At 70.7% G+C, this 25,367-nt stretch carries 27 protein-coding genes, 5 tRNA genes and 1 pseudogene; 7 read left to right on the forward strand and 26 right to left on the reverse strand.

The features are described from left to right. Nucleotides 1-2: 2 nt before the first annotated feature. From rpmF to RLT59_RS09390, 7 genes are all read right to left on the reverse strand, one after another. The gene (gene rpmF, locus RLT59_RS09360; protein WP_003965982.1) at nucleotides 3-176 is read right to left on the reverse strand and encodes a 50S ribosomal protein L32; all 174 of its coding nucleotides are present in this window, start codon (nucleotides 174-176) and stop codon (nucleotides 3-5) included. Between the two features lie 2 nt (nucleotides 177-178). Further along, nucleotides 179-787, reverse strand: coding sequence for a YceD family protein (locus RLT59_RS09365; RefSeq protein ID WP_311302975.1), 609 nt, complete (start codon nucleotides 785-787; stop codon nucleotides 179-181). Between the two features lie 225 nt (nucleotides 788-1,012). Beyond that, entirely contained in the window at nucleotides 1,013-2,083 is a 1,071-nt protein-coding gene (locus RLT59_RS09370; protein ID WP_311302976.1) for a cell division initiation protein, read from the reverse strand. Between the two features lie 98 nt (nucleotides 2,084-2,181). Continuing rightward, nucleotides 2,182-2,661, reverse strand: a complete 480-nt coding sequence (gene coaD / locus RLT59_RS09375) for a pantetheine-phosphate adenylyltransferase (RefSeq protein WP_311307664.1) — start codon at nucleotides 2,659-2,661, stop codon at nucleotides 2,182-2,184. Between the two features lie 26 nt (nucleotides 2,662-2,687). Beyond that, complete coding sequence (gene rsmD, locus RLT59_RS09380; RefSeq protein ID WP_311302977.1) at nucleotides 2,688-3,272, reverse strand: 16S rRNA (guanine(966)-N(2))-methyltransferase RsmD; 585 nt, start codon at nucleotides 3,270-3,272, stop codon at nucleotides 2,688-2,690. 88 nt (nucleotides 3,273-3,360) lie between these two features. Then, nucleotides 3,361-5,586: an ATP-dependent DNA helicase RecG gene (gene recG / locus RLT59_RS09385; RefSeq protein ID WP_311302978.1), complete on the reverse strand. Its 2,226-nt coding sequence runs from the start codon at nucleotides 5,584-5,586 to the stop codon at nucleotides 3,361-3,363. A 63-nt stretch (nucleotides 5,587-5,649) separates the two neighbouring features. Continuing rightward, on the reverse strand, nucleotides 5,650-7,290 hold the full coding sequence (locus tag RLT59_RS09390) for a fatty acid kinase ATP-binding subunit FakA (protein WP_311302979.1): 1,641 nt from the start codon (nucleotides 7,288-7,290) through the stop codon (nucleotides 5,650-5,652). Between the two features lie 258 nt (nucleotides 7,291-7,548). Here RLT59_RS09390 and rpmB point away from each other — a divergent pair, with 258 nt between their 5' ends. Then, nucleotides 7,549-7,734 carry a 50S ribosomal protein L28 gene (gene rpmB / locus RLT59_RS09395; RefSeq protein WP_003965989.1) on the forward strand — a complete coding sequence of 62 codons (186 nt, stop codon included), beginning with the start codon at nucleotides 7,549-7,551 and terminating at the stop codon, nucleotides 7,732-7,734. A 107-nt stretch (nucleotides 7,735-7,841) separates the two neighbouring features. Here rpmB and thiD read toward each other — a convergent pair whose 3' ends face one another. Continuing rightward, nucleotides 7,842-8,669, reverse strand: coding sequence for a bifunctional hydroxymethylpyrimidine kinase/phosphomethylpyrimidine kinase (thiD, locus tag RLT59_RS09400; RefSeq protein ID WP_311302980.1), 828 nt, complete (start codon nucleotides 8,667-8,669; stop codon nucleotides 7,842-7,844). Between the two features lie 10 nt (nucleotides 8,670-8,679). After that, nucleotides 8,680-9,651: a thiamine-phosphate kinase gene (locus RLT59_RS09405; RefSeq protein ID WP_311302981.1), complete on the reverse strand. Its 972-nt coding sequence runs from the start codon at nucleotides 9,649-9,651 to the stop codon at nucleotides 8,680-8,682. Nucleotides 9,652-9,971: 320 nt separating this feature from the next. Here RLT59_RS09405 and RLT59_RS09410 point away from each other — a divergent pair, with 320 nt between their 5' ends. Both RLT59_RS09410 and RLT59_RS09415 read left to right on the forward strand, forming a co-directional pair. Continuing rightward, a complete protein-coding gene (locus RLT59_RS09410) occupies nucleotides 9,972-10,205 on the forward strand; it encodes an Lrp/AsnC family transcriptional regulator (protein ID WP_311302982.1) in 234 nt (77 codons plus the stop codon). A gap of 20 nt (nucleotides 10,206-10,225) precedes the next feature. Then, entirely contained in the window at nucleotides 10,226-10,714 is a 489-nt protein-coding gene (locus tag RLT59_RS09415; RefSeq protein WP_311302983.1) for a DUF3515 domain-containing protein, read from the forward strand. Nucleotides 10,715-10,762: 48 nt separating this feature from the next. Here the strand turns inward: RLT59_RS09415 and RLT59_RS09420 are convergent, their stop codons facing one another. From RLT59_RS09420 to RLT59_RS09430, 3 genes are all read right to left on the reverse strand, one after another. Then, nucleotides 10,763-11,920: a D-alanine--D-alanine ligase family protein gene (locus RLT59_RS09420; RefSeq protein ID WP_311302984.1), complete on the reverse strand. Its 1,158-nt coding sequence runs from the start codon at nucleotides 11,918-11,920 to the stop codon at nucleotides 10,763-10,765. Nucleotides 11,921-12,010: 90 nt separating this feature from the next. After that, complete coding sequence (locus tag RLT59_RS09425) at nucleotides 12,011-13,021, reverse strand: NAD(P)H-dependent glycerol-3-phosphate dehydrogenase (protein ID WP_311302985.1); 1,011 nt, start codon at nucleotides 13,019-13,021, stop codon at nucleotides 12,011-12,013. Beyond that, nucleotides 13,018-13,770: a lysophospholipid acyltransferase family protein gene (locus tag RLT59_RS09430; RefSeq protein WP_311302986.1), complete on the reverse strand. Its 753-nt coding sequence runs from the start codon at nucleotides 13,768-13,770 to the stop codon at nucleotides 13,018-13,020. The genes RLT59_RS09425 and RLT59_RS09430 overlap by 4 nt, the downstream gene beginning before the upstream one ends. Before the next feature lie 159 nt (nucleotides 13,771-13,929). Here RLT59_RS09430 and cofC point away from each other — a divergent pair, with 159 nt between their 5' ends. Together cofC and RLT59_RS09440 are read left to right on the forward strand one after the other, a co-directional pair. Beyond that, a complete protein-coding gene (gene cofC, locus RLT59_RS09435) occupies nucleotides 13,930-14,613 on the forward strand; it encodes a 2-phospho-L-lactate guanylyltransferase (protein ID WP_311302987.1) in 684 nt (227 codons plus the stop codon). A 10-nt stretch (nucleotides 14,614-14,623) separates the two neighbouring features. After that, nucleotides 14,624-14,827, forward strand: coding sequence for a hypothetical protein (locus RLT59_RS09440; RefSeq protein WP_024490262.1), 204 nt, complete (start codon nucleotides 14,624-14,626; stop codon nucleotides 14,825-14,827). A 90-nt stretch (nucleotides 14,828-14,917) separates the two neighbouring features. Here RLT59_RS09440 and RLT59_RS09445 read toward each other — a convergent pair whose 3' ends face one another. From RLT59_RS09445 to leuC, 4 genes are all read right to left on the reverse strand, one after another. After that, nucleotides 14,918-15,577 carry an HU family DNA-binding protein gene (locus RLT59_RS09445; protein WP_311302988.1) on the reverse strand — a complete coding sequence of 220 codons (660 nt, stop codon included), beginning with the start codon at nucleotides 15,575-15,577 and terminating at the stop codon, nucleotides 14,918-14,920. A gap of 144 nt (nucleotides 15,578-15,721) precedes the next feature. Further along, nucleotides 15,722-15,949 (reverse strand): SCO5555 family protein, encoded by a 228-nt coding sequence (locus tag RLT59_RS09450; protein ID WP_024490260.1) that lies wholly within the window; start codon nucleotides 15,947-15,949, stop codon nucleotides 15,722-15,724. 104 nt (nucleotides 15,950-16,053) lie between these two features. Next, the gene (gene leuD, locus RLT59_RS09455) at nucleotides 16,054-16,647 is read right to left on the reverse strand and encodes a 3-isopropylmalate dehydratase small subunit (protein WP_311302989.1); all 594 of its coding nucleotides are present in this window, start codon (nucleotides 16,645-16,647) and stop codon (nucleotides 16,054-16,056) included. A gap of 5 nt (nucleotides 16,648-16,652) precedes the next feature. Next, nucleotides 16,653-18,077 (reverse strand): 3-isopropylmalate dehydratase large subunit, encoded by a 1,425-nt coding sequence (gene leuC / locus RLT59_RS09460; RefSeq protein WP_311302990.1) that lies wholly within the window; start codon nucleotides 18,075-18,077, stop codon nucleotides 16,653-16,655. A 174-nt stretch (nucleotides 18,078-18,251) separates the two neighbouring features. Here leuC and ndgR point away from each other — a divergent pair, with 174 nt between their 5' ends. Next, nucleotides 18,252-18,968 carry an IclR family transcriptional regulator NdgR gene (ndgR, locus tag RLT59_RS09465; RefSeq protein WP_024490257.1) on the forward strand — a complete coding sequence of 239 codons (717 nt, stop codon included), beginning with the start codon at nucleotides 18,252-18,254 and terminating at the stop codon, nucleotides 18,966-18,968. A gap of 99 nt (nucleotides 18,969-19,067) precedes the next feature. On the opposite strand, the pseudogene RLT59_RS09470 reads toward ndgR, so the two are convergent. From RLT59_RS09470 to RLT59_RS09505, 8 genes and pseudogenes are all read right to left on the reverse strand, one after another. Continuing rightward, nucleotides 19,068-19,318 (reverse strand): annotated as a pseudogene (locus RLT59_RS09470) (monooxygenase family protein); the annotation flags it as partial. A gap of 269 nt (nucleotides 19,319-19,587) precedes the next feature. Continuing rightward, nucleotides 19,588-19,660: transfer RNA gene (locus RLT59_RS09475), tRNA-Glu, on the reverse strand. Between the two features lie 28 nt (nucleotides 19,661-19,688). Beyond that, nucleotides 19,689-19,760, reverse strand: a tRNA-Gln gene (locus tag RLT59_RS09480). A 12-nt stretch (nucleotides 19,761-19,772) separates the two neighbouring features. Next, nucleotides 19,773-19,845: transfer RNA gene (locus RLT59_RS09485), tRNA-Glu, on the reverse strand. A 60-nt stretch (nucleotides 19,846-19,905) separates the two neighbouring features. Continuing rightward, nucleotides 19,906-19,978, reverse strand: a tRNA-Glu gene (locus RLT59_RS09490). A gap of 24 nt (nucleotides 19,979-20,002) precedes the next feature. Further along, nucleotides 20,003-20,074, reverse strand: a tRNA-Gln gene (locus RLT59_RS09495). Nucleotides 20,075-20,160: 86 nt separating this feature from the next. Then, nucleotides 20,161-20,880 (reverse strand): HAD family hydrolase, encoded by a 720-nt coding sequence (locus RLT59_RS09500; RefSeq protein ID WP_311302991.1) that lies wholly within the window; start codon nucleotides 20,878-20,880, stop codon nucleotides 20,161-20,163. 31 nt (nucleotides 20,881-20,911) lie between these two features. Next, nucleotides 20,912-22,024: a YeiH family protein gene (locus RLT59_RS09505; RefSeq protein ID WP_311302992.1), complete on the reverse strand. Its 1,113-nt coding sequence runs from the start codon at nucleotides 22,022-22,024 to the stop codon at nucleotides 20,912-20,914. Nucleotides 22,025-22,109: 85 nt separating this feature from the next. Between RLT59_RS09505 and RLT59_RS09510 the strand changes: the two genes are divergently transcribed. Continuing rightward, the gene (locus tag RLT59_RS09510) at nucleotides 22,110-23,039 is read left to right on the forward strand and encodes a LysR substrate-binding domain-containing protein (protein WP_311302993.1); all 930 of its coding nucleotides are present in this window, start codon (nucleotides 22,110-22,112) and stop codon (nucleotides 23,037-23,039) included. A 44-nt stretch (nucleotides 23,040-23,083) separates the two neighbouring features. Here RLT59_RS09510 and gltX read toward each other — a convergent pair whose 3' ends face one another. Further along, nucleotides 23,084-24,556: a glutamate--tRNA ligase gene (gene gltX, locus RLT59_RS09515; protein ID WP_311302994.1), complete on the reverse strand. Its 1,473-nt coding sequence runs from the start codon at nucleotides 24,554-24,556 to the stop codon at nucleotides 23,084-23,086. Then, nucleotides 24,549-25,325 (reverse strand): fumarylacetoacetate hydrolase family protein, encoded by a 777-nt coding sequence (locus tag RLT59_RS09520; RefSeq protein ID WP_311302995.1) that lies wholly within the window; start codon nucleotides 25,323-25,325, stop codon nucleotides 24,549-24,551. Before RLT59_RS09520 ends, gltX begins: the two co-directional genes overlap by 8 nt. Nucleotides 25,326-25,367 lie beyond the last annotated feature (42 nt).

The following is a 25,367-nucleotide window of genomic DNA, read 5'->3' on the forward strand; positions in this document are numbered from 1 at the left end:
GCTCAGACCTCGAGGACCTGGCGCTTGTTGTACGTGCCGCAGCTGGGGCACGCGATGTGCTGCAGCTTCGGCTCCTGGCAACGCTCGCACGAAACCAGGGTGGGGACCGCAGCCTTCCACTGCGACCGGCGGTGGCGCGTGTTGCTGCGCGACATCTTCCGCTTCGGAACAGCCACGGCTACTTCTCCTGCTTCTCGTCGACGCCAGGTTCGGCGCCGCCCATGTTGTCCTTCTCGCCGTCCTGAACGGTCTCGGCGAGTCCTTGCAATGCCGCCCAACGGATGTCGAGGGCTTCGTGGTGGTGACCGGGGTTCTCGTCCAGCCTGACTCCGCATTCGGAGCACAGACCGGCGCAGGTCTCCCGGCACACCGGCTGCATCGGCAGTGCGAGCACTACCGCATCACGCAGCACTGACTCAAGGTCGAACAAGCCGTCCTCAAGGAAGAACCTGTCCTCGTCGTCCTCGGCGTCGTCGACCGGGTCCGCCGTCTTGCTGCGGTTCCGGTCATCGGCGTCAGGGTACGAGAACATTTCCTGGAAGTCCGCCTCGACCTCAAGGCTCAGCGGCTCCAGACACCTTACGCACTCCCCCTCGGCCGATGCACGGGCGGTGCCTGTGACGAGCACACCTTCCATGACCGATTCGAGGCGGACGTCCAGCTCCACGGGTGCGCCTTCCGGCACACCGACGACTCCGTCGATACCGAAGTCCTTGGGGGTGTCCACCGAGCGGGTCAGCCGCTTCATGGCACCCGGACGCCGACCCAGCTCGTGCGTATCGAACACGAGAGGGTTTCGGTGGTCGAGGTGGCCGTTCAGGGCTTTTCCTGCTTTCGAATCATGCGCATCACGCGTGGTGGGGAGGGGCCGACCGACTCCGGAGTCGAAGCGGGCAGCCAGGATCGCGGACATACGCGCGACCGAAGAACCAGGATACTTGACGTGCCGCCCAGCTCCCAATCCGGCCTTGGTCCGGCGCAGGACAGCGGCCCCGCGCCGGTTCCCGGCCGGTCAGCGCTCCTGTTCGTACCGGCGCAGCTGGTCCAGATCGATCATGCTGGTGTCGAACAGGCTGGTCTCGTCCAGCGCGCCCTCACCGTGCTGCTGAAGGGGCTGCTGGGCCTGGACGGGCTGCTGCTGCCAGGCATCGTAGCCCTGGGCGGGTGGCGGGACCTGGCCCTGGTTCTGGTCGTAGCCCTGCTGCTGGTAGCCGGCGTAGGGGTTCGGCTGCTGCTGGTAGCCGTACACGTCCTGCTGGGGCTGGTCCTGGTACGCGTACGTCTGCGCGTACTGCGGCTCCTGCTGCACGGGGTACTGCGGATCGGCCTGCTGGGGCACCTGCGGGGTGGCGATCTCGGCCAGCCCCGCCCAGTGGTCCTCGTCACTGGTGCGGCCCTGGCCGCCCGCGGCGTCCTGGGCGGCCATGTGCGCGCCGAGGTCGTCGGTGGCGACCCGGCCGTGCAGCTTCTGCCGGCCCCGGCCCACCGCCTCCAGGGTCTTGGCGAGCACCGCCTCGAAGGCGCCGAGCTTGGTGTCCACGTACTCGTCGGCCCGGCGCTGGAGCGTGGCCGGGTCGGCGCTGCGCTCGGGGGCCTCGGCGAAGTCCGGGTCCTCGTAGCCCTGCTCGTCGAAGCCCTGGCCCCGGCCGAGCAGCTTCTCGCGGCCCCGGTCGACGGAGCCGATGGTCTTGGTGAGGACGACCTCGAAGTTGGCGAGCTTGCTGTCGACGTACTCGTCGGCCTCCGCGCGGATCTCGTCGGCCTCCTTGCGGGCCTCACCGAGGATCCGGTCGGCCTCCGCCTGGGACCGCCGGGCGATCTCGGTGTCCGAGATCAGCGAGCCGCGCTCGGCGTGGGCGGTCTCGATGATCCGCCCCGCTTCCCGGCGGGCCTGCTCGACCAGCTGCTCATGGCCGCCGATCAGCTCGGCGGCCTGTGCGAGGGAGCCCGGCAGGGCCTCGCGCACCTCTTCGAGCATCGCGAGCAGATCGGCGCGGTTGACCACGCAGGACGCCGACATGGGCATCGACCGGGCGCTCCCGACCGCTTCGACGATCTCGTCGAGCTTCTTCTGCACGTCCACCGTGTGCTCGCCACTCTCTACTGCCGATTGGAGACGGACGGGACGACTGTACGGCCAGTCGGCGCCCGCCCGACACCTGGTGACGGGCTGTCAGTGCCTCAGCGCTGGGCGAGGCGCTCGGTCAGGGCCTCGCGGACCAGCGGGGGCAGCAGGTGCGAGACGTCGCCGCCCCAGGTCGCCACCTCCTTGACCAGCGAGGACGACAGGAAGCTGTAGGTCGGATTGGTCGGCACGAAGAGCGTCTCCACGCCCGAGAGCCCGTTGTTCATCTGAGCCATCTGGAGTTCGTAGTCGAAGTCGCTGACGGCCCGCAGGCCCTTCACGATCGCCGGGATGTCGCGCTCCTTGCAGAAGTCGACCAGCAGTCCGTGGAAGGCCTCGACCTGCACGTTGCCGAAGTCCTCGGTGACCTGGCGGATCATGTCGATCCGCTCGTCGACCGTGAACAGACCCTTCTTCGACTGGTTGATCATCACCGCGACATGTACGACGTCGTACAGCTTCGAGGCGCGGCCGATGATGTCGAGATGTCCGTTGGTGATGGGGTCGAACGACCCCGGGCAGACGGCGCGGCGCAACTTGATTCCCTCGCTCTCCGGTCCGGTCATCGTGCGTCTTCGTACGTAGCGGCGGCGCGACCGTACCAAAGCGTTCCCTCGCCGTAGCGACGGGCCCGCAATGGCTCGTATCCCTTGGGCCAGCTGAATTCTCCGCCTCTGGTGCTGCGCTCCACGGTGACGAGCGCATCGGCCGAGAGCCACCCCTGCGCACGGAGTGTGAGCAGTATCTCGCCAAGATCGTCGTCGGTGACGGCGTACGGAGGGTCGAGGAACACCACGTCGTACGGGTCCGCGGGCGCCGGTCCTGTCACGATCTGCTCGGCTTTGCCGGTACGGACCTCCGCGCCGGGCAGGCCCAGGGTGCGGACGTTGTCCCGGACGGTCCGGACGGCCTTGGCGTCGGCCTCGACGAGCAGGGCGTGGACCGCGCCCCGGGAGAGCGCTTCGAGGCCGACGGCGCCGGAGCCCGCGTACAGATCGGCGATCCGGATGCCGTCGAGGGTGCCGAGGAGCGCCTGCCAGGTGGAGAACAGGCCCTCGCGCGCGCGGTCGGAGGTGGGGCGGGTGCCGGTACCGGGCGGGACGGCCAGGCGGCGTCCGCCGGCCGAGCCGGCGATCACGCGGGTCATGGGTGTCTGATCCTCGGGTCGGGGCGGCGCGCAGGGTGCTGCGGGCGCCGTACCACCCACGATATGGCGTCGGCGCGGCCGGGGCGCGTCACCCCTTGTCGAGGTACTCCTCCCGGTCCTTGTCGAGCAGCGCGTCCAGCACCAGGCGCAGCTCGGGCAGGTGCTCCAGCTCCGGGTCGGCGGCGACGGTCTCGACGGCCTCCGCGCGGGCGGCGGCGATGACCTCCTCGTCGTCGATGACGCTGAGGACCCGCAGCGAGGAGCGGACCCCGGACTGGGCCTGGCCGAGGACATCGCCCTCGCGGCGCTCTTCCAGGTCGATCCGGGACAGCTCGAAGCCGTCGAGGGTGGAGGCGACGGCGGAGAGCCGGGCGCGGGCGGGGCTCGCCTCGTGGGCCTCGCTGACCAGCAGGCAGAGTCCGGGGGCGGAGCCGCGGCCGACCCGGCCGCGCAGCTGGTGGAGCTGGGAGACACCGAACCGGTCGGCGTCCATGATCACCATCGCGGTGGCGTTGGGGACGTTGACCCCGACCTCGATGACCGTGGTCGCCACCAGGACGTCGACCCGGCCCGCGGCGAAGCGCCGCATCACGTCGTCCTTCTCGTCGGGGTGCATCCTGCCGTGCAGCACCTCGATGCGCAGGCCCGTCAGCGGCCCCTTGGCGAGCTGCTCCGCGATCTCCAGAACGGCGAGCGGCGGGCGTCTGTCCGCCTCCGCCTCGGCCGTCTTCTTCCCCTTCTTGCCGGCCGACTCGTCCTCGTCGTCACCGATCCGGGGGCAGACCACGTAGGCCTGGTGCCCGTTCTCCACCTCTTCGCGGACCCGTTCCCAGGCGCGGCTGAGAAAGTGCGGCTTGTCCTTGGCGGGGACGACATGGCTGGCGATCGGGGAACGGCCGGCCGGCAGCTGGTCCAGGACGGAGGTCTCCAGGTCACCGAAGACGGTCATGGCGACGGTACGGGGAATGGGGGTGGCGGTCATGACGAGCAGATGCGGCGACCTCTTCTCCCCCTGGGACTGCGCCTTGGACCGGAGGGCGTCGCGCTGCTCGACCCCGAAGCGGTGCTGCTCGTCGACGACGACCAGCCCCAGTTCGTGGAACTTCACCTTGTCCTCGATCAGCGCGTGGGTGCCGATGACGATGCCGGCCTCGCCGGTGACCAGGTCCAGGAGCGCCTGCCGGCGGGCGGGCACGCCCATGGAACCGGTGAGCAGGACCACTTTGGTGCCCTGGTCCGCCCCGCCGAGCATGCCTCCTTCGGCCAGCTCGCCCATCATCTCGGTGATGGAGCGGTGGTGCTGCTGGGCGAGGACCTCGGTGGGCGCGAGCATGGCGGCCTGACCGCCCGCGTCGACCGTCGCGAGCATGGCGCGCAGGGCCACCATGGTCTTTCCCGAACCCACCTCGCCCTGGAGCAGCCGGTGCATCGGGTGCTCGGTCGCCACGTCGTCGAAGATCTCCTTGGAGACCTTGAGCTGGCCGTCGGTGAGGGTGAAGGGGAGCGTGGCGTCGAAGGCGTCGAGCAGCCCGCCGGGGACGGGTCTGCGGGCGACGGCCGGCAGCTGGGTGTCCGCGTACCTGCGGCGGGCCAGCGCGACCTGGAGGACGAAGGCCTCGTCCCACTTGAGCCGGTCCCTGGCCGCCGCGACGTCGGCCTTGGTGTGCGGGCGGTGGATCTTCAGCAGCGCCTCGGGCAGCGCGGTGAAGCCGCGGCCCTCGCGCAGTGCGGGCGGCAGCGGGTCGACGGCCTCCTGGGCGCTGGGCAGCACGGCGTCGACCGCCTTGGCGATCCGCCAGGAGTCGAGCTGCTTGCAGGCCGGGTAGATCGGGAGCAGCTTGCCGGCGAAGGCGTCCACGGCCTCGGTCGCCCCGGCCTCGTCGGTGAGTTCGGCGTCGAGCAGCTGGTAGGTGGGGTGGGCCAGCTGCATCTTGCGGTTGAAGACGGCGACCTTGCCGGCGAACATGGCGCGCCGGCCCGGCAGCAGCTCCTTGTGCGGCTTGTGGACGCCGTGGCCGAAGAAGACCAGCTGGAGCCGTCCGTGGCCGTCGGTGAGGGTCACTTCGAGGCGCTTGCCCCGGCCGCCGTTGAACGTCATCACGCGGGCGTCCGCGACCTGGGCGACGACCGTGACGTGCTCGTCCAGCGGGAGGTCTGTCAGCGCCGTGAGCCGGCCGCGCTCCTCGTACCGCCGCGGGTAGTGGTGCAGCAGATCACCGACCGTGTGCAGGTCGAGGTGGTCGGCCATCACCTTCGCGGTGGCGCCACCGAGCAGCTTCTTGAGGGGTTCGTCGAACGCAGACACGTGGTCCATTGCACACCACGCGACTGACAGTTGTCCGGCGGGCACCACCGGAGCGGCGGAAGTCCCCGGTCCCTACTCGACGCCGATCAGCAGCGGGGCGCACTGGTGGCCGCCCCGGTAGACCACCGTGTCCACCGCGAGGTAGCCCTCGCGGACGTGTTCCTCCAGTGTCGCGGCCAGTGCGTCGGGGATGTCCTCGCCCAGGACGAGGGTGACCAGTTCGCCGCCGGCCGCCAGCATCCGGTCCAGCACGCTGCGTGCCGTGGTCGGGACGTCCTGGCCGATGACGGCGACATCGCCGTCGATGAGGCCCAGGATGTCGCCGGTCTGGCAGATCCCGGCCATGGTCCAGGACTGCCGCTCCGCGACGGCCAGTTCGGCGTACCGGGTGGCGCCGGCGGCCGCCGTCATCGCGACCACGTCCTCGTCGAAGCTGCGGTCGGCCTCGTGGACGGCCAGCGCGGCGATGCCCTGGACCGCGGCCCTGGTGGGGATGAGGGCGACCCGGATGCCCTCGGCGCGGGCCTGCTCGGCGGCGGCCGCGGCGGTGTGGCGCAGGTCCGCGTCGTTGGGCAGGAGCACCACCTCTCGGGCGTGGGCGCGGCGGATCGCGTCGACCAGTTCGCCGCTGGCGGGCGGCTCCCCGGGGCGGGCCAGCACCGTCGTCGCCCCGGCCTCCGCGCACAGGCCGCCGAGGCCGTCGCCCGGGACGACCACGACGACGGCGCGCTGGGCGGGTTCGGGGCGGGCGTGCAGCCGGTCCGCGGCGAAGTGGGTGATCCGGATGCGGTACGGGCGTCCGGCCTCGACCCCGGCCTCCACCGCCGCACCGGCGTCGTCGACGTGCACATGGACGTTCCAGAGCCCGTCGCCGCCCACCACCACGAGCGAGTCGCCGAGCGCGTCGAGCCGGGCCCGCAGCCGCTCCACGGCCTCGTCCCCGGCCTCCAGCAGGTAGATGACCTCGAAGGCCGGTCCGCCCTCGGGGTCGTCCGCCGCGGGGCAGTCCCCGGCGGCGGTGAACGGGGCGGGCGCGGCCGGCGCGGTGGGCCCGGTGGCCAGCCGCTCCGGTGCCCGGCCCGAGACCGCCTCGACCAGTGCTCCGAGGACCGCGACCAGTCCCCGCCCGCCGGCGTCCACGACCCCGGCCCGGCCGAGCACGGCGAGCTGTCCGGGGGTCGCCTCCAGAGCGATGCGCGCCCCCTCGTACGCCGCCCGCGCCACCGCGCCCGCTCCGGCGCCGGCCCCGGTGCGCCCCGCGGCTTCCGCAGCTGCGGTGGCCACCGTCAGGACCGTGCCCTCGACGGGGTGGGCGACCGCCTCACGGGCCGAGGCGGCGGCCCGCTCCAGCGCGAGGCCCAGTCGGTCCGGGCCCGCCGATTCCGCCAGCACCCCGGCCATGCCGCGCAGCAACTGGGCCAGGATCGTGCCGGAGTTGCCCCGCGCGCCGATCAGCGCCCCGTGCGCCATGGCGCGTACCGCGTCGGCGGTGGAGGGTACGGAGGTACCGGTCTCATGGGCGGTGAACACCGCCTCGACGGCCGCCGCCGCGGATTCCGCGGTCAGGTAGAGGTTGGTGCCGGTGTCCCCGTCGGCGACGGGATACACGTTGATCGCGTCGATCGCCTCGCGCTCCCGGCCGAGTGCGTCCAGCGCCAGTGAGCACCAGGTACGCACCGCGACGGCGTCCAGGTCGTCGGCGGTCTGCGGCACCTGATGGTCCTCCTCGGAACGGGGCCTGGGGCGGCGGGCTGCACCGCAGGGTAGCCCCGGCCGGTGGTCCCCGGCGGGGTCAGGGGCGGGGCGGGCAGCTGTGGATCCCATGGTAGTTTCGTATCTCCGACGCAGCCGTTGTATGCTGCTTCGGTTGCCCGACGAGAGTCGGGACATTCCCCCGGTACCGCCACTTCAGTCATTGAATCCGGCGTGCCGGAATTCACTGTAAGTGCATCTGAAGTTTTGGAGTGACCCGTGGCTGCCAACTGCGACGTTTGCGGCAAGGGGCCGAGCTTCGGCAACAGCATTTCGCACTCGCACCGCCGTACGTCCCGTCGCTGGAATCCCAACATCCAGCGCGTGCGTGCCGTGGTCGGGCGGACGCCGAAGCGGCTCAACGTCTGCACCTCGTGCATCAAGGCCGGCAAGGTCGCGCGCTGACGTTCCCGTCGTAGCGCAGCCTTACCGGTTGCCCAAAAAGCCGGTCCATTTCGGTGGACCGGCTTTTTGCTGTGCCCGTGCGGGCCTCGGGAGGGTGCTGAAGATCTTCAGCACCCTCCCGAGGGCGTCAGCCGGTTCCGCAGCTGCCAGCCGTGGTCGACCGGGCCGATCCCCGCGCCCAGGGCGAAGCCCGCCGCGATCGCCCCGGTCACGTAGGACTTGGCTTCCCGTACCGCCGTGGGCACGTCCTGGCCCCTGGCCAGTCCGCAGGCGATCGCGGAGGCGAGGGTGCAGCCCGTGCCGTGGGTGTGGCGGTTGTCGTGGCGGGGGGCGCGCAGCCAGTGCTCCTCTGAGCCGTCGGTCAGCAGGTCCACCGGATCGCCCGGCAGGTGCCCGCCCTTGATCACCACCCAGCGGGGTCCGAGGCCGAGCAGCTCGGCGGCGGCCCGTCGCATCCCGGCCTCGTCGGTGACCCTCACACCCGTGATCTGTGCCACCTCGTCGAGGTTCGGGGTCGCCACGGTCGCGACGGGCAGCAGCTTCGTGCGCACCGAGTCCAGTGCCTCCGCGGCGAGCAGTGGGTCGCCGTGCTTGGAGACGCCCACCGGGTCCACGACCGCCGGGGCGTCCGTCCCGGCGATCAGCGCGGCGACGGTCTCGACGAGGGCGGCGGAGGACAGCATGCCGGTCTTGACGGCGTTCACCCCGATGTCGTCGACCACGCTGCGGTACTGGGCGCGAACGGCTTCCGGGGGCAGTTCCCAGGCGCCCTGCACACCCAGCGAGTTCTGCGCGGTGACGGCGGTCAGCACGCTCATGCCGTGCGTGCCGAGCGCCAGCATCGTCTTCAGGTCTGCCTGGATGCCGGCACCGCCGCCGGAGTCGGATCCGGCGACGGTGAGCACACGGGGAGGTACGGCGGGAGATATGGGCATGGCCCGCAATCTACTGGGCGTCCTCGATGTCCCCGAAGTGGTCCCAGCCGTTTCTGCTGGTCCAGGGCGCCCCGTCGACGGTCACCTGGGGCAGCGCGGAGGGGTTGAGGACCTCGCCGATCACCTTCCAGCGGGCCGGCAGCTTCACGTCGGGCGGGAACGTCGCGACGATCGCGTGGTCCTCTCCCCCGGTGAGCACCCACTGGAGGGGGTCCACGCCGACGGCCTGTCCGATGTCGGACATCTGGGACGGGATGTCGATCCGGCCCGAGCGCAGGTCGATGCGGACCTTGCTGGCCTCCGCGATGTGCCCGAGGTCGGCGACGAGTCCGTCGCTGACGTCGGTCATCGCGGTGGCGCCGAGTCCGGCGGCCGCGGGGCCCGCGTGGTACGGCGGTTCGGGCCTCCGGTGGGCCTCGACGAAGGCGCGGGGCGAGCGGAAGCCCCGGGAGAGCACGGCGTACCCGGCGGCGGACCAGCCGAGCCAGCCGGTGACGGCGACGACGTCACCGGGCTGGGCGCCCGCCCTGGTGACGGGTTCGTGGTTGCGCAGATCGCCGAGCGCGGTGATCGCGACGGTGATGGTGTCGCCGCGCACCACATCGCCGCCGACCACGGCCGCCCCGGCGACCTGGCACTCGTCGCGGATGCCGTCCATGAGCTCCCCGGCCCAGGTCACCGGGAGTTCGGCGGGGACGACGAGGCCGAGGAGCAGCGCGGTGGGCACGGCTCCCATGGCGGCGATGTCGGCGAGGTTCTGGGCTGCGGCCTTGCGGCCGACGTCGTACGCCGTCGACCAGTCGCGCCGGAAGTGCCGTCCCTCCAGCAGGATGTCGGTACTGGCCACGACCCTGCGGTCGGGAGCGGCCACGACCGCGGCGTCGTCGCCGGGTCCCAGCCGTACCGCCGGAGTGGTGGTGAGCCGGGACGTCAGCTCTCTGATGAGCCCGAACTCCCCCAACTCGCCCACGGTTCCCTTCACCGAGTCTCACCCCTCATCTGTCGCGCCGGACGGACGTCCGGCCTGTTTCGGCGGCCTGCGGATGTCCGGACCGCGGACCGGCCCCGGGGGGCGGCCCGTCCTGGTCGTCACGGGCACGCGGGTCCCCCGTCCGCACCGCTGGACTTGCGGTCGCGGGCCGTCACTGCTGTCGGTACTGTCAAGAGATACGTCAACTTGTGTGTTCTGTACGCCACGCTGTGGGCGTCATCCGGCCCGCAGGTCTCCCCGCGGCCCGGGGCAACGCGATACCGTGGCGTCCCTTTCCCCCACATGATCCTCGTGGCCGCCCTGGAGGTTCCGTGGTACAGGCGTACATCCTTATTCAGACAGAGGTGGGCAAGGCGTCGACAGTCGCCCAGACCATCGCCAGAGTCCCGGGAGTGATCCAGGCAGAGGACGTCACCGGCCCCTACGATGTGATCGTGCGTGCCCAGGCCGACACGGTCGATGAGCTCGGACGCATGGTGGTCGCCAAGGTCCAGCAGGTGGACGGCATCACCAGAACCCTGACCTGCCCGGTCGTGCACCTGTAACCCCCGTCTAGGCTGGGCCGGTGACGTCTTCCCGCCGCCGGCTTTCCCGTCCTGTGATCCTCGGTCCGTCCGCTGCCCTGGTGCTCGTGGCCGCGGCGGGCTGCTCCTCCGGAGATGCCTCGGCGTCGGTCACGGTTCCCACCCCGTCGCCGGAAGCCGCAGCCTACTGCCGTGCGTTGCACAAGGAGCTGCCGAGTGCCGTCGCCGGTCAGGAGCGCAGTGACCCGGGGTCCGGCTCTGACCTGACCGCCGGGTGGGGGGACGGGGAGATCGTACTGCGCTGCGGTGTCCCGCGCCCGGCGAAGATGGATGACTCCCAGTCGAAGGCGATCGACGCGAACGGCGTCAACTGGATGCTGGAGCAGCTGGATGACGGCCGGCCCCGGTTCACGACCACGCTCCGCAAGGCGTACGTCGAGGTGACGTTGTCGGCGGCGTACGCGCATGACGCGAGTCCGCTGGCGGCCTTCGCCCCCGCGGTCAGGAAGACCGTCCCCGACAGCCTGTAGGGCGTGCGCTCCGGTGCGGAGCGCACGCCCTCTGCCGTCGGCTCAATCTCAGCGCAGTCCGGTCGGCCGGTTCAGCGCCGCCTGGATGAGCCGGTCGACCAGTTGCGGGTAATCGACGCCGCTCTCCTGCCACATGCGCGGGTACATGGAGATCGGGGTGAAGCCCGGCAGGGTGTTGATCTCGTTGATGACGAAGCCGCCGTCCTCCGTGAGGAAGAAGTCGGCGCGCACCAGCCCCTCGCAGGACGCCGCTTCGAAGGCCTCGACGGCGAGCCGCTGGACCTCCGCGGTCTGGTCCTCCGTGAGCGGGGCCGGCACGATGCCGGGCGCCGCGTCGATGTACTTGGCCTCGAAGTCGTAGAAGTCGTGCGAGGTGACCGGCGGGATCTCGGCCGGCGCGCTGGCGCGCGGCCCGTCCTCGAACTCCAGCACCCCGCACTCGATCTCGCGGCCGCGCAGCAGTGACTCGACGAGGAACTTGGGGTCGTGGCGCCGGGCCTCCTCGATCGCCTCGTCCAGCCCGGAGGCGTCCTCGACCTTGGTGATGCCGATCGAGGAACCGGCCCTGGCCGGCTTCACGAAGAGCGGCCAGCCGTGGTCACCGGCGAACTCCACGATGCGCTTGCGGGCGGCCTGCGGGTCCTGGTCCCACTCGCGGGGGCGGACGACGGCGTACGGGCCGACGGGCAGTCCGAAGGAGGTGAAGACGCGCTTCATGTACTCCTTGTCCTGGCCGACCGCGGAGGCGAGGACTCCGGCGCCGACGTAGGGCACCCCGGAGAGCTCCAGGAGGCCCTGGAGCGTGCCGTCCTCACCGTAGGGGCCGTGCAGAACGGGGAAGACGACGTCGACCTCTCCGAGCGCCTTGGGGACCGCGCCGGGTTCGCTGTAGACCACTTCGCGGCTGCCGGGATCGACGGAGAGCACCACGCCGCCCTCGTCGGACTCGGCGAGCTGGGCCACGTCCGGCATCTTCCGGTCCGTGATGGCCATGCGTTCGGGTTCGTCGGCGGTGAGCGCCCAGCGGCCGTCCGTCGTGATGCCGATCGGCAGGACGTCGTACTTCGTCCGGTCGATGGCGTTCAGGACGGCACCGGCCGTGACCACCGAAATGCCGTGTTCGGAGCTGCGGCCGCCGAACACGACGGCCACACGCGGCTTGCGGAGCTGCTGCTCCGTGCTCTGGGGGAGGTTCTCGCTGCTCATATCGCGATGAGCGTACCTGCTGGTACGGGTCGAGTCAGCGCCGCCGGTGCCGCCCGGCGGGTGAACCCGGCCCGGGGAGGAGTGCCGGTCTCAGTGCCGCTCGGCCTTGGCGCTGCGCGACATGAGCTCCTTGAGGGCGACCATCGGGGGCTTTCCCTCGTGGACGATGCCGACGACCGTTTCGGTCAGCGGCATCTCCACACCGTGCCGGCGGGCCAGATCGAGCACCGATTCGCAGGACTTGACGCCCTCCGCGGTCTGCTTGGTGACGGCGATGGTTTCCTGAAGCGTCATGCCCCGGCCGAGGTTGGTGCCGAAGGTGTGGTTGCGCGAGAGCGGCGACGAGCAGGTCGCCACCAGGTCCCCGAGGCCGGCCAGTCCGGAGAAGGTCAGCGGGTCTGCGCCCATCGCGTGGCCGAGCCGGGTGGTCTCGGCCAGGCCGCGGGTGATGAGCGAGCCCTTGGCGTTGTCCCCCAGCCCCATGCCGTCCGCGATGCCGACGGCCAGCCCGATGACGTTCTTGACGGCGCCGCCCAGCTCGCAGCCGACCACGTCGGTGTTGGTGTAGGGACGGAAGTACGAGGTGTGGCAGGCGGCCTGGAGGCGGCGGGCCACCGATTCGTCCTGGCAGGCGACGACGGCCGCGGCGGGGCGGCGTTCCGCGATCTCCTTGGCGAGGTTGGGCCCGGTGATGACGGCGATGCGGTCCGCGCCGACTCCGGTGACGTCCTCGATGACCTCGCTCATCAGCTTCGCGGTGCCGAGTTCGACGCCCTTCATCATGGAGACCAGGACCGTCTTGGACTCCAGGTGCGGGGCCCAGGCCGCGAGGTTGGCGCGCAGCGTCTGGGAGGGCACGACGAGCACCGCGAAGTCGGCGCCGCGCAGCGCCTGCGCCGCGTCCGTGGTGGCCCGGACCGCTGCGGGGAGTTCGATGCCCGGCAGGTAGTCGGGGTTGGTACGGGTCGTGTTGATGGTCTCGGCGACCTCGGCGCGGCGTCCCCAGAGGGTGACCTCGCAGCCCGCGTCGGCCAGGACCACGCCGAAGGCCGTACCCCATGAGCCGGTTCCGAAGACGGCTGCTTTTACGGGGTGCGTCACTTGGGTCCCTCTCGTTCGGACTTGCGCCGCTGTTCCGCGCGGGCCTTTCGGTGGTCGTAGAGCTCTGCGGGGGCCGGCAGCCCGCGTACCTCCGCCAGCTGCTCGGTGATCGCGAGCATGATGACCTCGGTCGCCTCGCGCAGGACGTCGGGCGTCGGCTCCTTGTCGTAGAAGCGGGAGAGGTCGACCGGCGGACCGGCCTGGACCTGGAGGGTCTTGCGAGGGAAGAGCCGCAGCTTCTTGTCCGTGGCGTAGGGCGGCATCGCCAGGTTGGCGCCCCACTGGGCGACGGGGATGACCGGGGCCCGGGTCATCAACGCGACGCGGGCGGCGCCGGTCTTGCCGCCCATCGGCCACATCTCGGGGTCGCGGGTGAGGGTGCCCTCCGGGTAGAAGGCGACGCACTCACCGCGCTCGATGGCGTCGACGGCGGCCCGGAAGGCGTCCAGCGCGTTGGTGGTCTCGCGGTACACGGGGATCTGGCCGGTGCCGCGCAGCATCATCCCGACGAAGGGGGCCTTGAAGAGCCCCGCCTTCGCGAGGAGCCTCGGCACCCGGCCGGTGTTGTACTGGAAGTGCCCGTACGAAAGCGGGTCCAGATACGAGTTGTGATTGACCGCAGTTATAAAGCCGCCATCGGCCGGAATATGTTCCATCCCTCGCCAGTCGCGCTTGAACAGAACCACCAGCGGCGGTTTTGCGATGACCGCAGCAAAGCGGTACCAGAAGCCGATTCTGCGGCGGGACACCCGGACACCCTTCTCTACGGACCTGACTGTGGAGCTCTACTGACTGACTACCGACGGTCAAGTCTCGCCCCAGGCCCCTGCTCTGTCGAGAACACCGTACGCCTCACCTTCGGGACCGACCCTCCAGGTTGTCGCACCGGCAGGCGAGAATAGGCGGTGATGCGCATCGAGGGGGAGACCGCCACGAACACCGACCCGACCGGCCGCTGGTCCCTGGTCGTCCCGTTGAAGCCGCTGGCGCGGGCCAAGAGCAGGCTGGTACCCGCGTCCGGCGCCCTGTTGCGCCCCCGGCTGGCCCTGGCCTTCGCCCAGGACACCGTGCACGCCGCGCTGGCCTGCCGGTCCGTCGCGGATGTGGTGGTAGTCACGGACGACGCGGCGGCGGGCGCCGCGCTGGCGGCCCTCGGCGCCCGCGTCGTGCCCGACTCCCCCGCCGCCGGGCTCAACGCGGCCCTCGCGCACGGTGAGCGTGCGGTGCGCGCGGCCCGGCCCGGAGCGGCGGTCGCCGCGCTCAACGCGGATCTGCCGGCACTGCGCCACCCGGAATTGGCCCGGGTGCTCGAATTTTCGGCCGCTTTTCCGCGCGCATTTGTGACCGATGCGGCGGGAATCGGAACAACATTTTTGTCCGCTGGGCCAGGAGTGGAATTGCGCCCCGATTTCGGTGGCCGGTCCCGGGATCGGCACCTCGCCTCCGGGGCCGTGGAAATCACGCTCTCCGGCATCGATTCGGTCCGCCAGGACGTGGACACCGGCGACGATCTGCGGGCGGCGCTCGCCCTCGGGGTGGGCCCCCGCACGGCGGGCCGCTGGGCCGCCGGGGTCCCTTTGATGGACCGATAGGCTGCCGTTCATGCAGGCGACCTCGTACACGTACGACCCCGAGACCCGCACCGGCAGTGTGCTGCTCGACGACGGCACCCCGGTGGATTTCGACGCCCAGGCCTTCGACGCCGGCGGCCTGCGGCTGCTGCGGCCGGGCCAGCGGGTACGGATCGAGGGCCGGGGTGAGGGGGCCGGGCTGCGGATCACCCTGGTGACGCTGCAGACCTTCTGAGCCCGCCTCCGCACCCTGAACAGCCCGCGGGCCGGGCTCCCCGAGGGGAGCCCGGCCCGGCGCGTGTGATGAGCCCTGTGCTGCTGGGTCTCACTTCTTCCGTGCGGTGGCCTTCTTGGCCGTGGTCTTGCGCGCGGTGGTCTTCTTCGCGGGCGCCTTCTTCGCCGTGGTCTTCTTGGCGGGCGCGGTCTTGCTGGCGACGGCCTTCTTGGCGGTCGTCGTCTTCTTCGCCGCCGCGGGGGTCGCCTTCTTCGCGGCCGCCGTGGTCTTCTTCGCCGCCGAGGACGTCTTCTTCGCGGTCGCCTTCTTGGCGGTGGCGGTGGCCTTCTTCGCCGGTGCCACGGCCTTCTTGGCGGTGGCCTTCTTCGCGGTGGCCTTCTTGGCGGCCGCCTTGGCCGTCGTACGGGTGGAAGAACCGCCCGAGAGGCTGCCCTTGGGCGCCTTCTTCACGGCCACATCGTTCTTGGGGAGCTTCTTCGAGCCGCTCACCAGGTCCTTGAAGCCCTGTCCCGCACGGAAACGGGGCACGGACGTCTTCTTGACCCGTACCCGCTCACCCGTCTGCGGGTTGCGGGCGTAGCGGGCCGGGCGGTCGACCTTCTCGAACGAGCCGAAGCCGGTGACCGAAACACGGTCACCCGCGACAACCGCACGGACGATCGCGTCGAGCACCGCGTCGACGGCGTCCGCGGCCTGCTGTCGGCCGCCGACCTTGTCGGCAATCGCTTCTACGAGCTGCGCCTTGTTCACGTCTTCCCCTTCGGAGACATAGCCAGAACGAAAGTGTTCAAGCCTTTTTCGCACGTTAGGCAGATATATACCGCAAATCAAACACGAAACGGGCTAATCACCCTAGTGCCGCAACGAAGTCGACCGCTGCGCAGTTCCGCAGAGTCAGTCACCTTCGGGGAATCGGCCCTCATCGAGGTCCTTCATCAACCGGTCCAGACGCCTTGCCGCGTCTGGGAGATCGTGCTTCGCCGCGGCCGTGACGACCAGCAGCTTCCGGGACAGCGCCATCCGTACGCTCTCCGGGACTTGCAGTGCACGCACTCGTGAGTGCGCTTCCTTCAATTGGTCGGCGACTTGGCCGTAAAGCTTGAGTTGGCTGTCGCGTTCCATGCACCGATTGTGCCATCTGGGGCGAGTTGTCGCCCGACGGGGTCTCAACAAGCGACTGCGCCCCCTACCAGAAGGCAGGGGGCGCAGTACTGGAAAAGCGCTGCTCAGGCGTGAATTGTACGTGGCTTGTGGGCCGGCCTGGTCGCCTCGTAGGCCGCGATGTCCGGTTCGTTCTGCAGGGTGAGGCTGATGTCGTCCAGCCCGTTCAGCAGCCGCCAGCGGGCGTTCTCGTCGAGCTCGAAGTCGGCAGTGATGCCCTCGGCGAGCACCTGGCGCTTCTCCAGGTCGACCGTGACCTCCGCGGTCGGGTCGGCCTCGGTCAGCTCCCACAGGGCGTCGATGACCTGCTGGTCGAGGACCACGGTCAACAGCCCGTTCTTCAGCGAGTTGCCTCGGAAGATGTCGGCGAACCGGGAGGAGACGACAGCCTTGAAGCCGAAGTTCTGCAGGGCCCAGACGGCGTGTTCACGGGAGGAGCCGGTGCCGAAGTCGGGGCCGGCCACCAGGACCGAGGCGCCCTTGCGCTCCGGGCGGTTGAGGACGAAGTTCTCGTCCTTGCGCCAGGCCTCGAAGAGCCCGTCCTCGAAGCCGTCCCGGGTGACCTTTTTCAGCCAGTGGGCGGGGATGATCTGGTCGGTGTCGACGTTGCTGCGGCGCAGCGGGACGACCCGGCCGGTGTGTGCGGTGAAGGCTTCCATGATTCTCAGACTCCGGCGGGCGTACGGGCGTCGGACAGGTCGGCCGGCGAGGCCAGATGGCCCAGCACGGCGGTGGCGGCGGCGACCTGCGGGGAGACCAGGTGGGTGCGGCCGCCCTTGCCCTGCCGGCCCTCGAAGTTGCGGTTCGAGGTGGAGGCGGAGCGCTCACCGGGGGCGAGCTGGTCGGGGTTCATACCGAGGCACATCGAGCAACCCGCGTGCCGCCATTCGGCGCCGGCGGCCTTGAAGACCTTGTCCAGGCCCTCCTCGACGGCCTGCAGGGCGACCCGCACGGAACCGGGGACGACCAGCATCCGTACCCCGTCGGCGACCTGGCGGCCGTCCATGATGGCGGCCGCGTTGCGCAGGTCCTCGATCCGGCCGTTGGTGCAGGAACCTACGAAGACGGTGTCCACGTTGATCTCGCGCAGCGGCTGCCCGGCGGTCAACCCCATGTATTCCAGGGCCTTTTCGGCGGCGTTGCGCTCCGAGGCGTCCTCGTACGAAGCGGGGTCGGGGACGCTGGCCGACAGCGGGGCGCCCTGGCCGGGGTTGGTGCCCCAGGTGACGAACGGCGCCAGTTCGGCGGCGTCGATGACGACCTCGGCATCGAACACCGCGTCGTCGTCGGTGCGCAGCGTCTCCCAGTACGCCACCGCGGCGTCCCAGTCCTCGCCCTGCGGGGCGTGGTCGCGGCCCTGGAGGTAGTCGAAGGTGGTCCGGTCGGGGGCGATCATGCCCGCCCGCGCTCCGGCCTCGATCGACATGTTGCAGATGGTCATCCGGGCTTCCATCGAGAGCTTCTCGATGGCGGAGCCGCGGTATTCGAGGATGTAGCCCTGGCCGCCGCCGGTGCCGATCCGGGCGATGATCGCGAGGATCAGGTCCTTGGCGGTGACACTGTCGGGCAGTTCACCCTCGACGGTGATCGCCATCGTCTTCGGGCGGGCCAGCGGCAGCGTCTGGGTGGCCAGCACGTGCTCGACCTGGCTGGTGCCGATACCGAACGCCAGCGCGCCGAACGCGCCGTGCGTGGAGGTGTGGGAGTCGCCACAGACGACCGTGGTGCCGGGCTGGGTCAGTCCCAGCTGCGGGCCGACCACGTGCACGACGCCCTGCTCGACGTCGCCCAGCGGGTGCAGCCGGACGCCGAAGTCCGCGCAGTTCTTGCGCAGGGTCTCCAGCTGGGCGCGGGAGACCGGGTCCGCGATCGGCTTGTCGATGTCGAGGGTCGGGGTGTTGTGGTCCTCGGTGGCGATGGTGAGGTCGAGGCGCCGCACCGGGCGTCCGGCCTGCCGCAGACCGTCGAAGGCCTGCGGGCTGGTCACCTCGTGCAGCAGGTGCAGATCGATGAAGAGGAGGTCGGGCTCGCCCTCGGCGCGCCGGACGACATGGTCGTCCCAAACCTTCTCCGCGAGTGTCCTACCCATCGCTTTCCCTCCGGCCGGCGTCATCGCCAACCCAACTAGAGATTCGGTGCGCCCCCGTCCGGACCCCCGTGCGGGGCGGTGGCTACGGGCCGTTGCGGGGCCGCCCGTACAGGTTCGCAACTTCCCCGGAAAATTGAACTTGCGTTTCACAGAGTGAGACGCGAGTATCGTCGTATGGACAACTCTAGCGGCGTCGGCGTTCTCGACAAGGCAGCTCTGGTATTGAGCGCCCTGGAGTCCGGTCCGGCCACCCTCGCCGGGCTGGTCGCGGCGACCGGGCTCGCAAGACCCACGGCCCACCGGCTGGCCGTGGCACTGGAACACCACCGCATGGTGGCGAGGGACATGCAGGGCCGCTTCATTCTCGGCCCCCGGCTGTCGGAGCTCGCGGCGGCGGCGGGCGAGGACCGGCTGCTCGCCACGGCCGGACCGGTGCTCACCCACCTTCGCGACATCACCGGGGAGAGCGCCCAGCTCTACCGCCGGCAGGGCGACATGCGGATCTGCGTGGCGGCGGCGGAGCGGCTGTCCGGTCTGCGGGACACCGTGCCGGTCGGCTCCACGCTCACCATGAAGGCGGGCTCGTCCGCCCAGATCCTGATGGCGTGGGAGGAACCGGAGCGCCTGCACCGGGGCCTCCAGGGCGCCCGCTTCACCGCGACGGCGCTCTCCGGCGTACGGCGCCGGGGCTGGGCCCAGTCGATCGGCGAGCGGGAACCGGGCGTCGCCTCGGTCTCCGCACCGGTACGCGGCCCCTCGAACCGGGTGGTCGCGGCGGTCTCGGTCTCCGGTCCGATCGAGCGGCTGACCCGTCACCCGGGCCGGATGCACGCTCAGGCCATCATCGACTCGGCCGCCCGACTCAGCGAAGCGCTGCGCCGCACCGGCTGAACCGGCGCACCCCGCCCCTCCGGCACCGGCCGCCCCAGCGTCGTGGCGGCCCCTTCAGAACCTCACGTCACCTCTCGCTTCACCTCGCCTCACACCGCTTCACCCCGCTTCACCTGACTCCGCCGGTGAACGGTGCGCGAAGCGGTCCGCCGCCCGGCGCCCCCGGCTCTCGACCGGCAGTGACCCGGTCGCCGCGGCCAGTCCGTACGCCGGCATATCCGCGTAGATGGACTCGTAGCCGCCCCCGGGCACCACATACGCCCCGTGCCACAGCCCACGTGCTGCCGGGACTTCTTCTCCTCGCGGTTGATCACCGCCCACGCCTTGCGGTGGAACATGCCGGGCGCTGCTCCAGGTCGGCCGGCTGCCGGTCGAGACGGTAGCCGCGCGGGCCGAAGTCGACCGACTGCTGGACCGGTTGGGGTGGCCGACCACCCAGGACGGCCACACCCATCCGCCTCGGATATCCCTGCGAGGGCGACTACTTGGCGGAGCACGCGCGGCTGATGCGTCAAGTGGCGGTCCGGGGACCGGACATGAGCACGCGCGGGCATGCGGGCACGCACAGGCAGAAGGCCCCTCACCGGAGTGAGAGGCCTTCTGCCTGTTGCTCTGCTTGTACCCCCGACCGGATTCGAACCGGCGCTACTGCCGTGAGAGGGCAGCGTGCTAGGCCGCTACACAACGGGGGCCTGTGTCCTGCGATTTGCTTGTTTTGCGCTGGGCTACCAGGACTCGAACCTAGAATGACGGTACCAGAAACCGTAGTGTTGCCAATTACACCATAGCCCATGGTGTTACAAGTACCCCCGACCGGATTCGAACCGGCGCTACTGCCGTGAGAGGGCAGCGTGCTAGGCCGCTACACAACGGGGGCCCTAGCGATCCTGCATCGAGAGCGTGGGTGCGACCCAGATGTTCTCGCGGGAAGGATCTGTACCCCCGACCGGATTCGAACCGGCGCTACTGCCGTGAGAGGGCAGCGTGCTAGGCCGCTACACAACGGGGGCGTGTTGTACAGATGAAGCTCTGCGCTGGGCTACCAGGACTCGAACCTAGAATGACGGTACCAGAAACCGTAGTGTTGCCAATTACACCATAGCCCACTGAAACGCAACCCTTGGCGGGTCTTATTTCCGTGTGCGCTTCCCGACCGGATCCTTCGGCCCGCTCGGGCGGCGCAGGAAGAACATTACCCGAAGGTGTCCGGCGCTCCAAAACGGGTATTGCGCGCCAACAACCCGGGGAGCTGATCCAGACCGGTGATCCGGGCCAGTTCGGGCCGCCCACCACGCCCGTCCCGGTCCAGCCAGACGCCGCTCAGTCCCGCCGCCACCGCACCCGCCGCGTCGATGTCCGGGTGGTCGCCCACGTACACGACCTCCTGCGGCTCCAGCCCGAGGGCCTCGACGGCGGCGTGGAACGCCCCGGCCTCCGGCTTGGAGATGCCCAGTTCGACGGCGCACACCACGGCCTCGAAGCGGTCGCGCACACCGAGAACACGCAGCTTCCGGTCCTGGTTGATGATGCTGGAGTTCGACAGCACGGCATGGCGGTAGCCGTCGGCGAGCCGGTCCAGGGCCGGCACGGCATCGGGGAAGAGCGACCAGGCGGCCTCGTAATGACCCACGTGCCGGGCGAACCACTGATCGGCCTCCGCGTCCGTGAGCGGCCGCCCCAGGAACGTACGCACCCGCTCGCGCCGCTGCCCCTGGAAGTCGGTCTCCCCCGCGGCGAATCGCTCCCACTGCACATCGGTGATCGCCCGCCACGCGTCGAGGGCCCCCTCGGCGGACGCGTATCCGTCGGGCAGGCCCTCGTTCTCCAGATGCCTGCGCATGCCGACACGGTCGGCGCCCGTGTAGTCGAAGATCGTGTCGTCGATGTCCCAGAGCACTGCTCGGATCGGCATACGACCATGCTACCGCCCCCTCGGCGCCCGCTCAGGTGGTGAGCAGGACGCCGCCGTAGCTCGCCACCGCGATGACCAGCCAGGAGGCGAGGCCGAGGACGGCGGTCCTGGCTCCGGAGCGGGCGAGCGTCGGCAGGTGGACGGCGGTGCCGAGGCCGAAGAGCGCGGCGGCCAGCAGCAGTTCCTGCCCGGTGGCCGCGGCGTCGAGTGCTCCGGCGGGCAGCAGGCCCGTGCTGCGCAGGGCCGTCATCGCGAGGAAGCCGATCAGGAACAGCGGCACCACGGCCGGGCGGCGGCCGCCCGCCCGCCGCCGGTCACCGGCCGCCCCGCGCACCCGTCGGCGGTAGGCCACGGCGACCCCGGCGACCAGCGGTGCGAGCATCGCCACCCGGATCAGCTTGACCAGCACGGCCTCACCGAGCGCGGTCGGCCCGGCCGTCTGCGCGGTGGCGACGACCTGGCCGACGTCGTGCACGCCGGCGCCCACCCAGCGGCCGAACTGCACGGTGTCCAGGCCCAGCGGCTGGTGCAGCAGCGGCAGTACGGCGATGGCGAGGGTCCCGCACAGGGTGACCAGCGCGACCGAGGTCGCCACGTCGGCCGCGAGCCGCTCGTCGTCGTCCTCCTTGCCGAGCGCGCTGCTGACCGCGCTGATCGCGGAGGCGCCGCAGATCGAGTAGCCGGTGGCGATCAGCAGTGGCTGGTCGCCTGGCAGCCCGAGCTTCCGGCCGAGCCACCAGATGCCGAAGAAGGCCACCAGGACGACGCCGAACACCATGGCCACGGTCGCCCAGCCGAGCCCGAGGACGTCTCCGACGCTGAGCTTCAGCCCGAGCAGCACGATGCCGGCGCGCATCAGCCGCTTTCCGGCTGTCGAGAGCCCCACCCGGCCCCGGCCGCGCACGAAGGGCCGCACGCCGGGAAGGTGCGCCGCCACGACTCCGAGCACCACCGCCGCCGTCAGCATCGGCACGGCGGGCAGCAGGGCGTGCACCCTCTCGGCCAGCCCGAGCCCGATGCCGGCCAGCGCGAGGCCGGGGACGTTGCGGCGCACCGGACCCGGCGTGGACCCGCCGCCCCCGGATGACGGCTTGGCCGGCTGTCGCACGGGCGGCGACCGGGAGTGTTCGGTGTCCAGAGTCATGATCACCAGCGTGGTCGGGTTCCCCGCCGCCCGGTAGACACGAACCGGAGCCCAGGCCATAGGGTTGCCCTATGAGGGTTTTCCTATGAGCGAGCGCGGCGGGAACCAGGACCTCGGGCAGCTGCCGCTGCCCGATCTGCAGTCGTTGCAGCTGCTCGTGAGCGTGGCGGAGACCGGCAGCCTGGGCCGGGCGGCGACGCGGCTGCTCATCAGCCAGCCGTCGGCCAGTGCCCGGATGCGGACGCTGGAGCGCCGTCTCGGGCTCCAGCTCCTGGACCGCTCCACCGCGGGGTCCCGGTTGACCCCGGCCGGGGCGGTGGTGACCGACTGGGCGCGGACGGTGCTCGAAGGGGCCGCCGCGCTGGTCGAGGGGGCCGCCGCGCTGCGCTCCCGGCAGGACAGCCGGCTGCGGGTCGCCGCCAGTCTGACCATCGCGGAGGAGCTGATGCCCGGCTGGCTCGTAACCCTGCGGGAGAGCGCCCCCGACGCCCATGTCGGGCTGACGGTGACCAACAGCTGGGGCGTGGTCGAGGCCCTGCGGCGCGGCGGCTGCGATCTGGGCTTCATCGAGGGGCCCAGGGTCCCCGACGACCTGCACCGAACAGCGGTGGGGCGTGACCGGCTCGCGGTCGTGGTGGCCCCCGGTCACCCCTGGACCCGCCGCCGCAGCGCCCTGACCGGACGCGAGCTGGCCGACACCCCGCTGCTGCTGCGCGAGGCGGGCTCCGGCACCCGGGAGACCCTGGAGCGGGCGCTGCGCGCGTACGACGGCGTCGCCGTCCCGGTTCTTGAGCTCGGCTCCACCGCTCCGCTGCGCAGCGGAGCGGCCCGGGGGCTGGCACCGGCCGTCCTCTCCGCGCTCGCCGTGCGCGAGGACGTGGCATCGGGCCGTCTGGTCGAGGTCGAGGTCACCCCGGCCGTCCGGCTGCAACGCGTCCTGCACGCGGTCTGGCCCAAGGGCCATGAACTGCCGGAGCCGGCCCTTCACCTGCTGCGGGTGGCCAAGCACCAGTAGCGGGTGAGGAGCCGGCTCGCGTGATCCGGGGCCTGCTCAGGCGGTCAGGCGGTGAGCTTCGCCAGTGCGGCGTCCACCCGGGCGAGGGTCTTCTCGCGGCCCAGGACCTCCAGGGACTCGAAGAGCGGCAGGCCGACCGTGCGGCCGGTGACGGCGACGCGAACCGGCGCCTGCGCCTTGCCGAGCTTCAGACCGTGCTCCTCACCTGCGGCGAGGACGGCGGCCTTGAGGGCGTCCGTGTTCCACTCCGCCTCGGTCAGCTTGGCGCGGGCCGTCACGAGCAGGGCGTAGGAGCCCTCCTTCATCGCCTTGGCCCAGGACGCCTCGTCGGTGACCGGCTCGTCGAGGAAGAGGAAGTCGACGTTGGCCGTGATCTCCGAGAGGACCGTGACACGGGTCTGGGCGTGCGGGGCGATCGCCGCGAACAGGTCCGCGTCGAAGGCCTCCGGGGCCCAGGGGGCGAACGGCGCCTTCAGCCAGGGGCCGCAGGCCTCGGTGAAGGTCTTCACGTCGAGCCGGCGGATGTGCTCGGCGTTGATGTGCTCGCACTTCTTGAGGTCGAAGCGGGCCGGGTTGGCGTTGACGTCCTCGATGTCGAACGCGGCGACCATCTCGTCGATGTCGAAGATGTCGCGGTCCTCCGCGATCGACCAGCCGAGCAGCGAGAGGTAGTTGAGCAGCCCCTCGGGCAGGAAGCCGCGCTCGCGGTAGAGGTTGAGCGAGGCCTGCGGGTCACGCTTGGAGAGCTTCTTGTTGCCCTCGCCCATGACGTACGGCAGGTGGCCGAACGCGGGGGTCTGCTTGGCGATGCCCAGCTCGGTGAGCGCGCGGTACAGCGCGATCTGGCGCGGGGTGGAGGAGAGCAGGTCCTCGCCGCGCAGGACGTGGGTGATCTCCATCAGCGCGTCGTCGACCGGGTTGACCAGCGTGTAGAGCGGGGCGCCGTTGGCGCGGACGATGCCGTAGTCCGGCACGTTCTCCGGCTGGACGGTGATGTCGCCGCGGACCAGGTCGGTGAAGGTGATCGCCTCGTCGGGCATCCGGAAGCGGACGATCGAGGTGCGGCCCTCGGCCTCGTACGCGGCCTTCCGCTCGTCGCTCAGGTCGCGGCAGTGGCCGTCGTAACCGGAGGGCTTGCCTGCGGCGCGGGCGGCGTCGCGGCGGGTGTCGAGCTCCTCTGTCGTGCAGTAGCAGTGGTACGCGTGACCGGCCGCGAGGAGCTTCCCGGCGACGTCCCGGTAGATGTCCATCCGCTGCGACTGGCGGTACGGGGCGTGCGGGCCGCCGATCTCGGGGCCCTCGTCCCAGTCGAGACCGAGCCAGCGCATCGAGTCGAGGAGCTGCTCGTACGACTCCTCGGAGTCGCGCGCCGCGTCGGTGTCCTCGATGCGGAAGACCAGGGTGCCCTGGTGGTGCCGGGCGAAGGCCCAGTTGAAGAGAGCCGTCCTGACCAGGCCGACGTGGGGGTTGCCGGTCGGGGAGGGACAGAAACGTACGCGCACGTCAGTGTTAGCCACGCTTGATCACCTTGTTGGTGAGAGTGCCGATGCCTTCGATGGTGACGGCGACCTCGTCGCCGACGTGCAGGGGGCCGACCCCTGCGGGGGTGCCGGTGAGGATCACATCGCCGGGGAGCAGCGTCATGGCTTCCGTGATGTGGACGACCAGGTCCTCGATGGAGCGGATCATCTCGCTCGTCCGGCCCAGCTGGCGTTGCTCGCCGTTGACCGTGGCCTGGATGGTGAGGTCGCTGGGGTCGAGGTCTGTCTCCACCCAGGGGCCGAGCGGGCAGGAGGTGTCGAAGCCCTTGGCCCTGGCCCACTGCTTCTCGCGCTTCTGGGCGTCACGCGCGGTGACGTCATTGGCGCAGGTGTAGCCGAAGATGACGTCCTTGACCCGCTCGCGCGGCACTTCGCGGCACATCCGGCCGATGACCACGGCCAGTTCGGCCTCGTGGTGCACCTCTTCGGAGAAGGAGGGGTACTCGATGGCGTCGCCGGAGCCGATCACCGAGGTGGTGGGCTTGAAGAAGGCGACGGGGACGTCGGGGACCTCGTTGCCGAGTTCCGCGGCGTGCTCCGCGTAGTTGCGGCCGATGGCCACGACCTTGTTGGGGAGCACGGGCGGCAGCAGCCGGACCTTGTTCAGCGGGACCTTGGTCCCGGAGAGCTCGAACTCGGCGTACGGGATGCCCTTGATGATGTCGAGGACGAGACCATCGGGCCCGTCGCCCTCGACGGCGCCGAAGGCGACATTGCCGTCGATGGAGAACCTGGCGATGCGCACGGGAAGCTGTGGCCCCTCACTTGCTGGCTGACTGAAGACTGG

Origin of the sequence: Streptomyces sp. ITFR-6, assembly GCF_031844725.1 — a bacterium.
GTDB lineage: Bacteria > Actinomycetota > Actinomycetes > Streptomycetales > Streptomycetaceae > Streptomyces.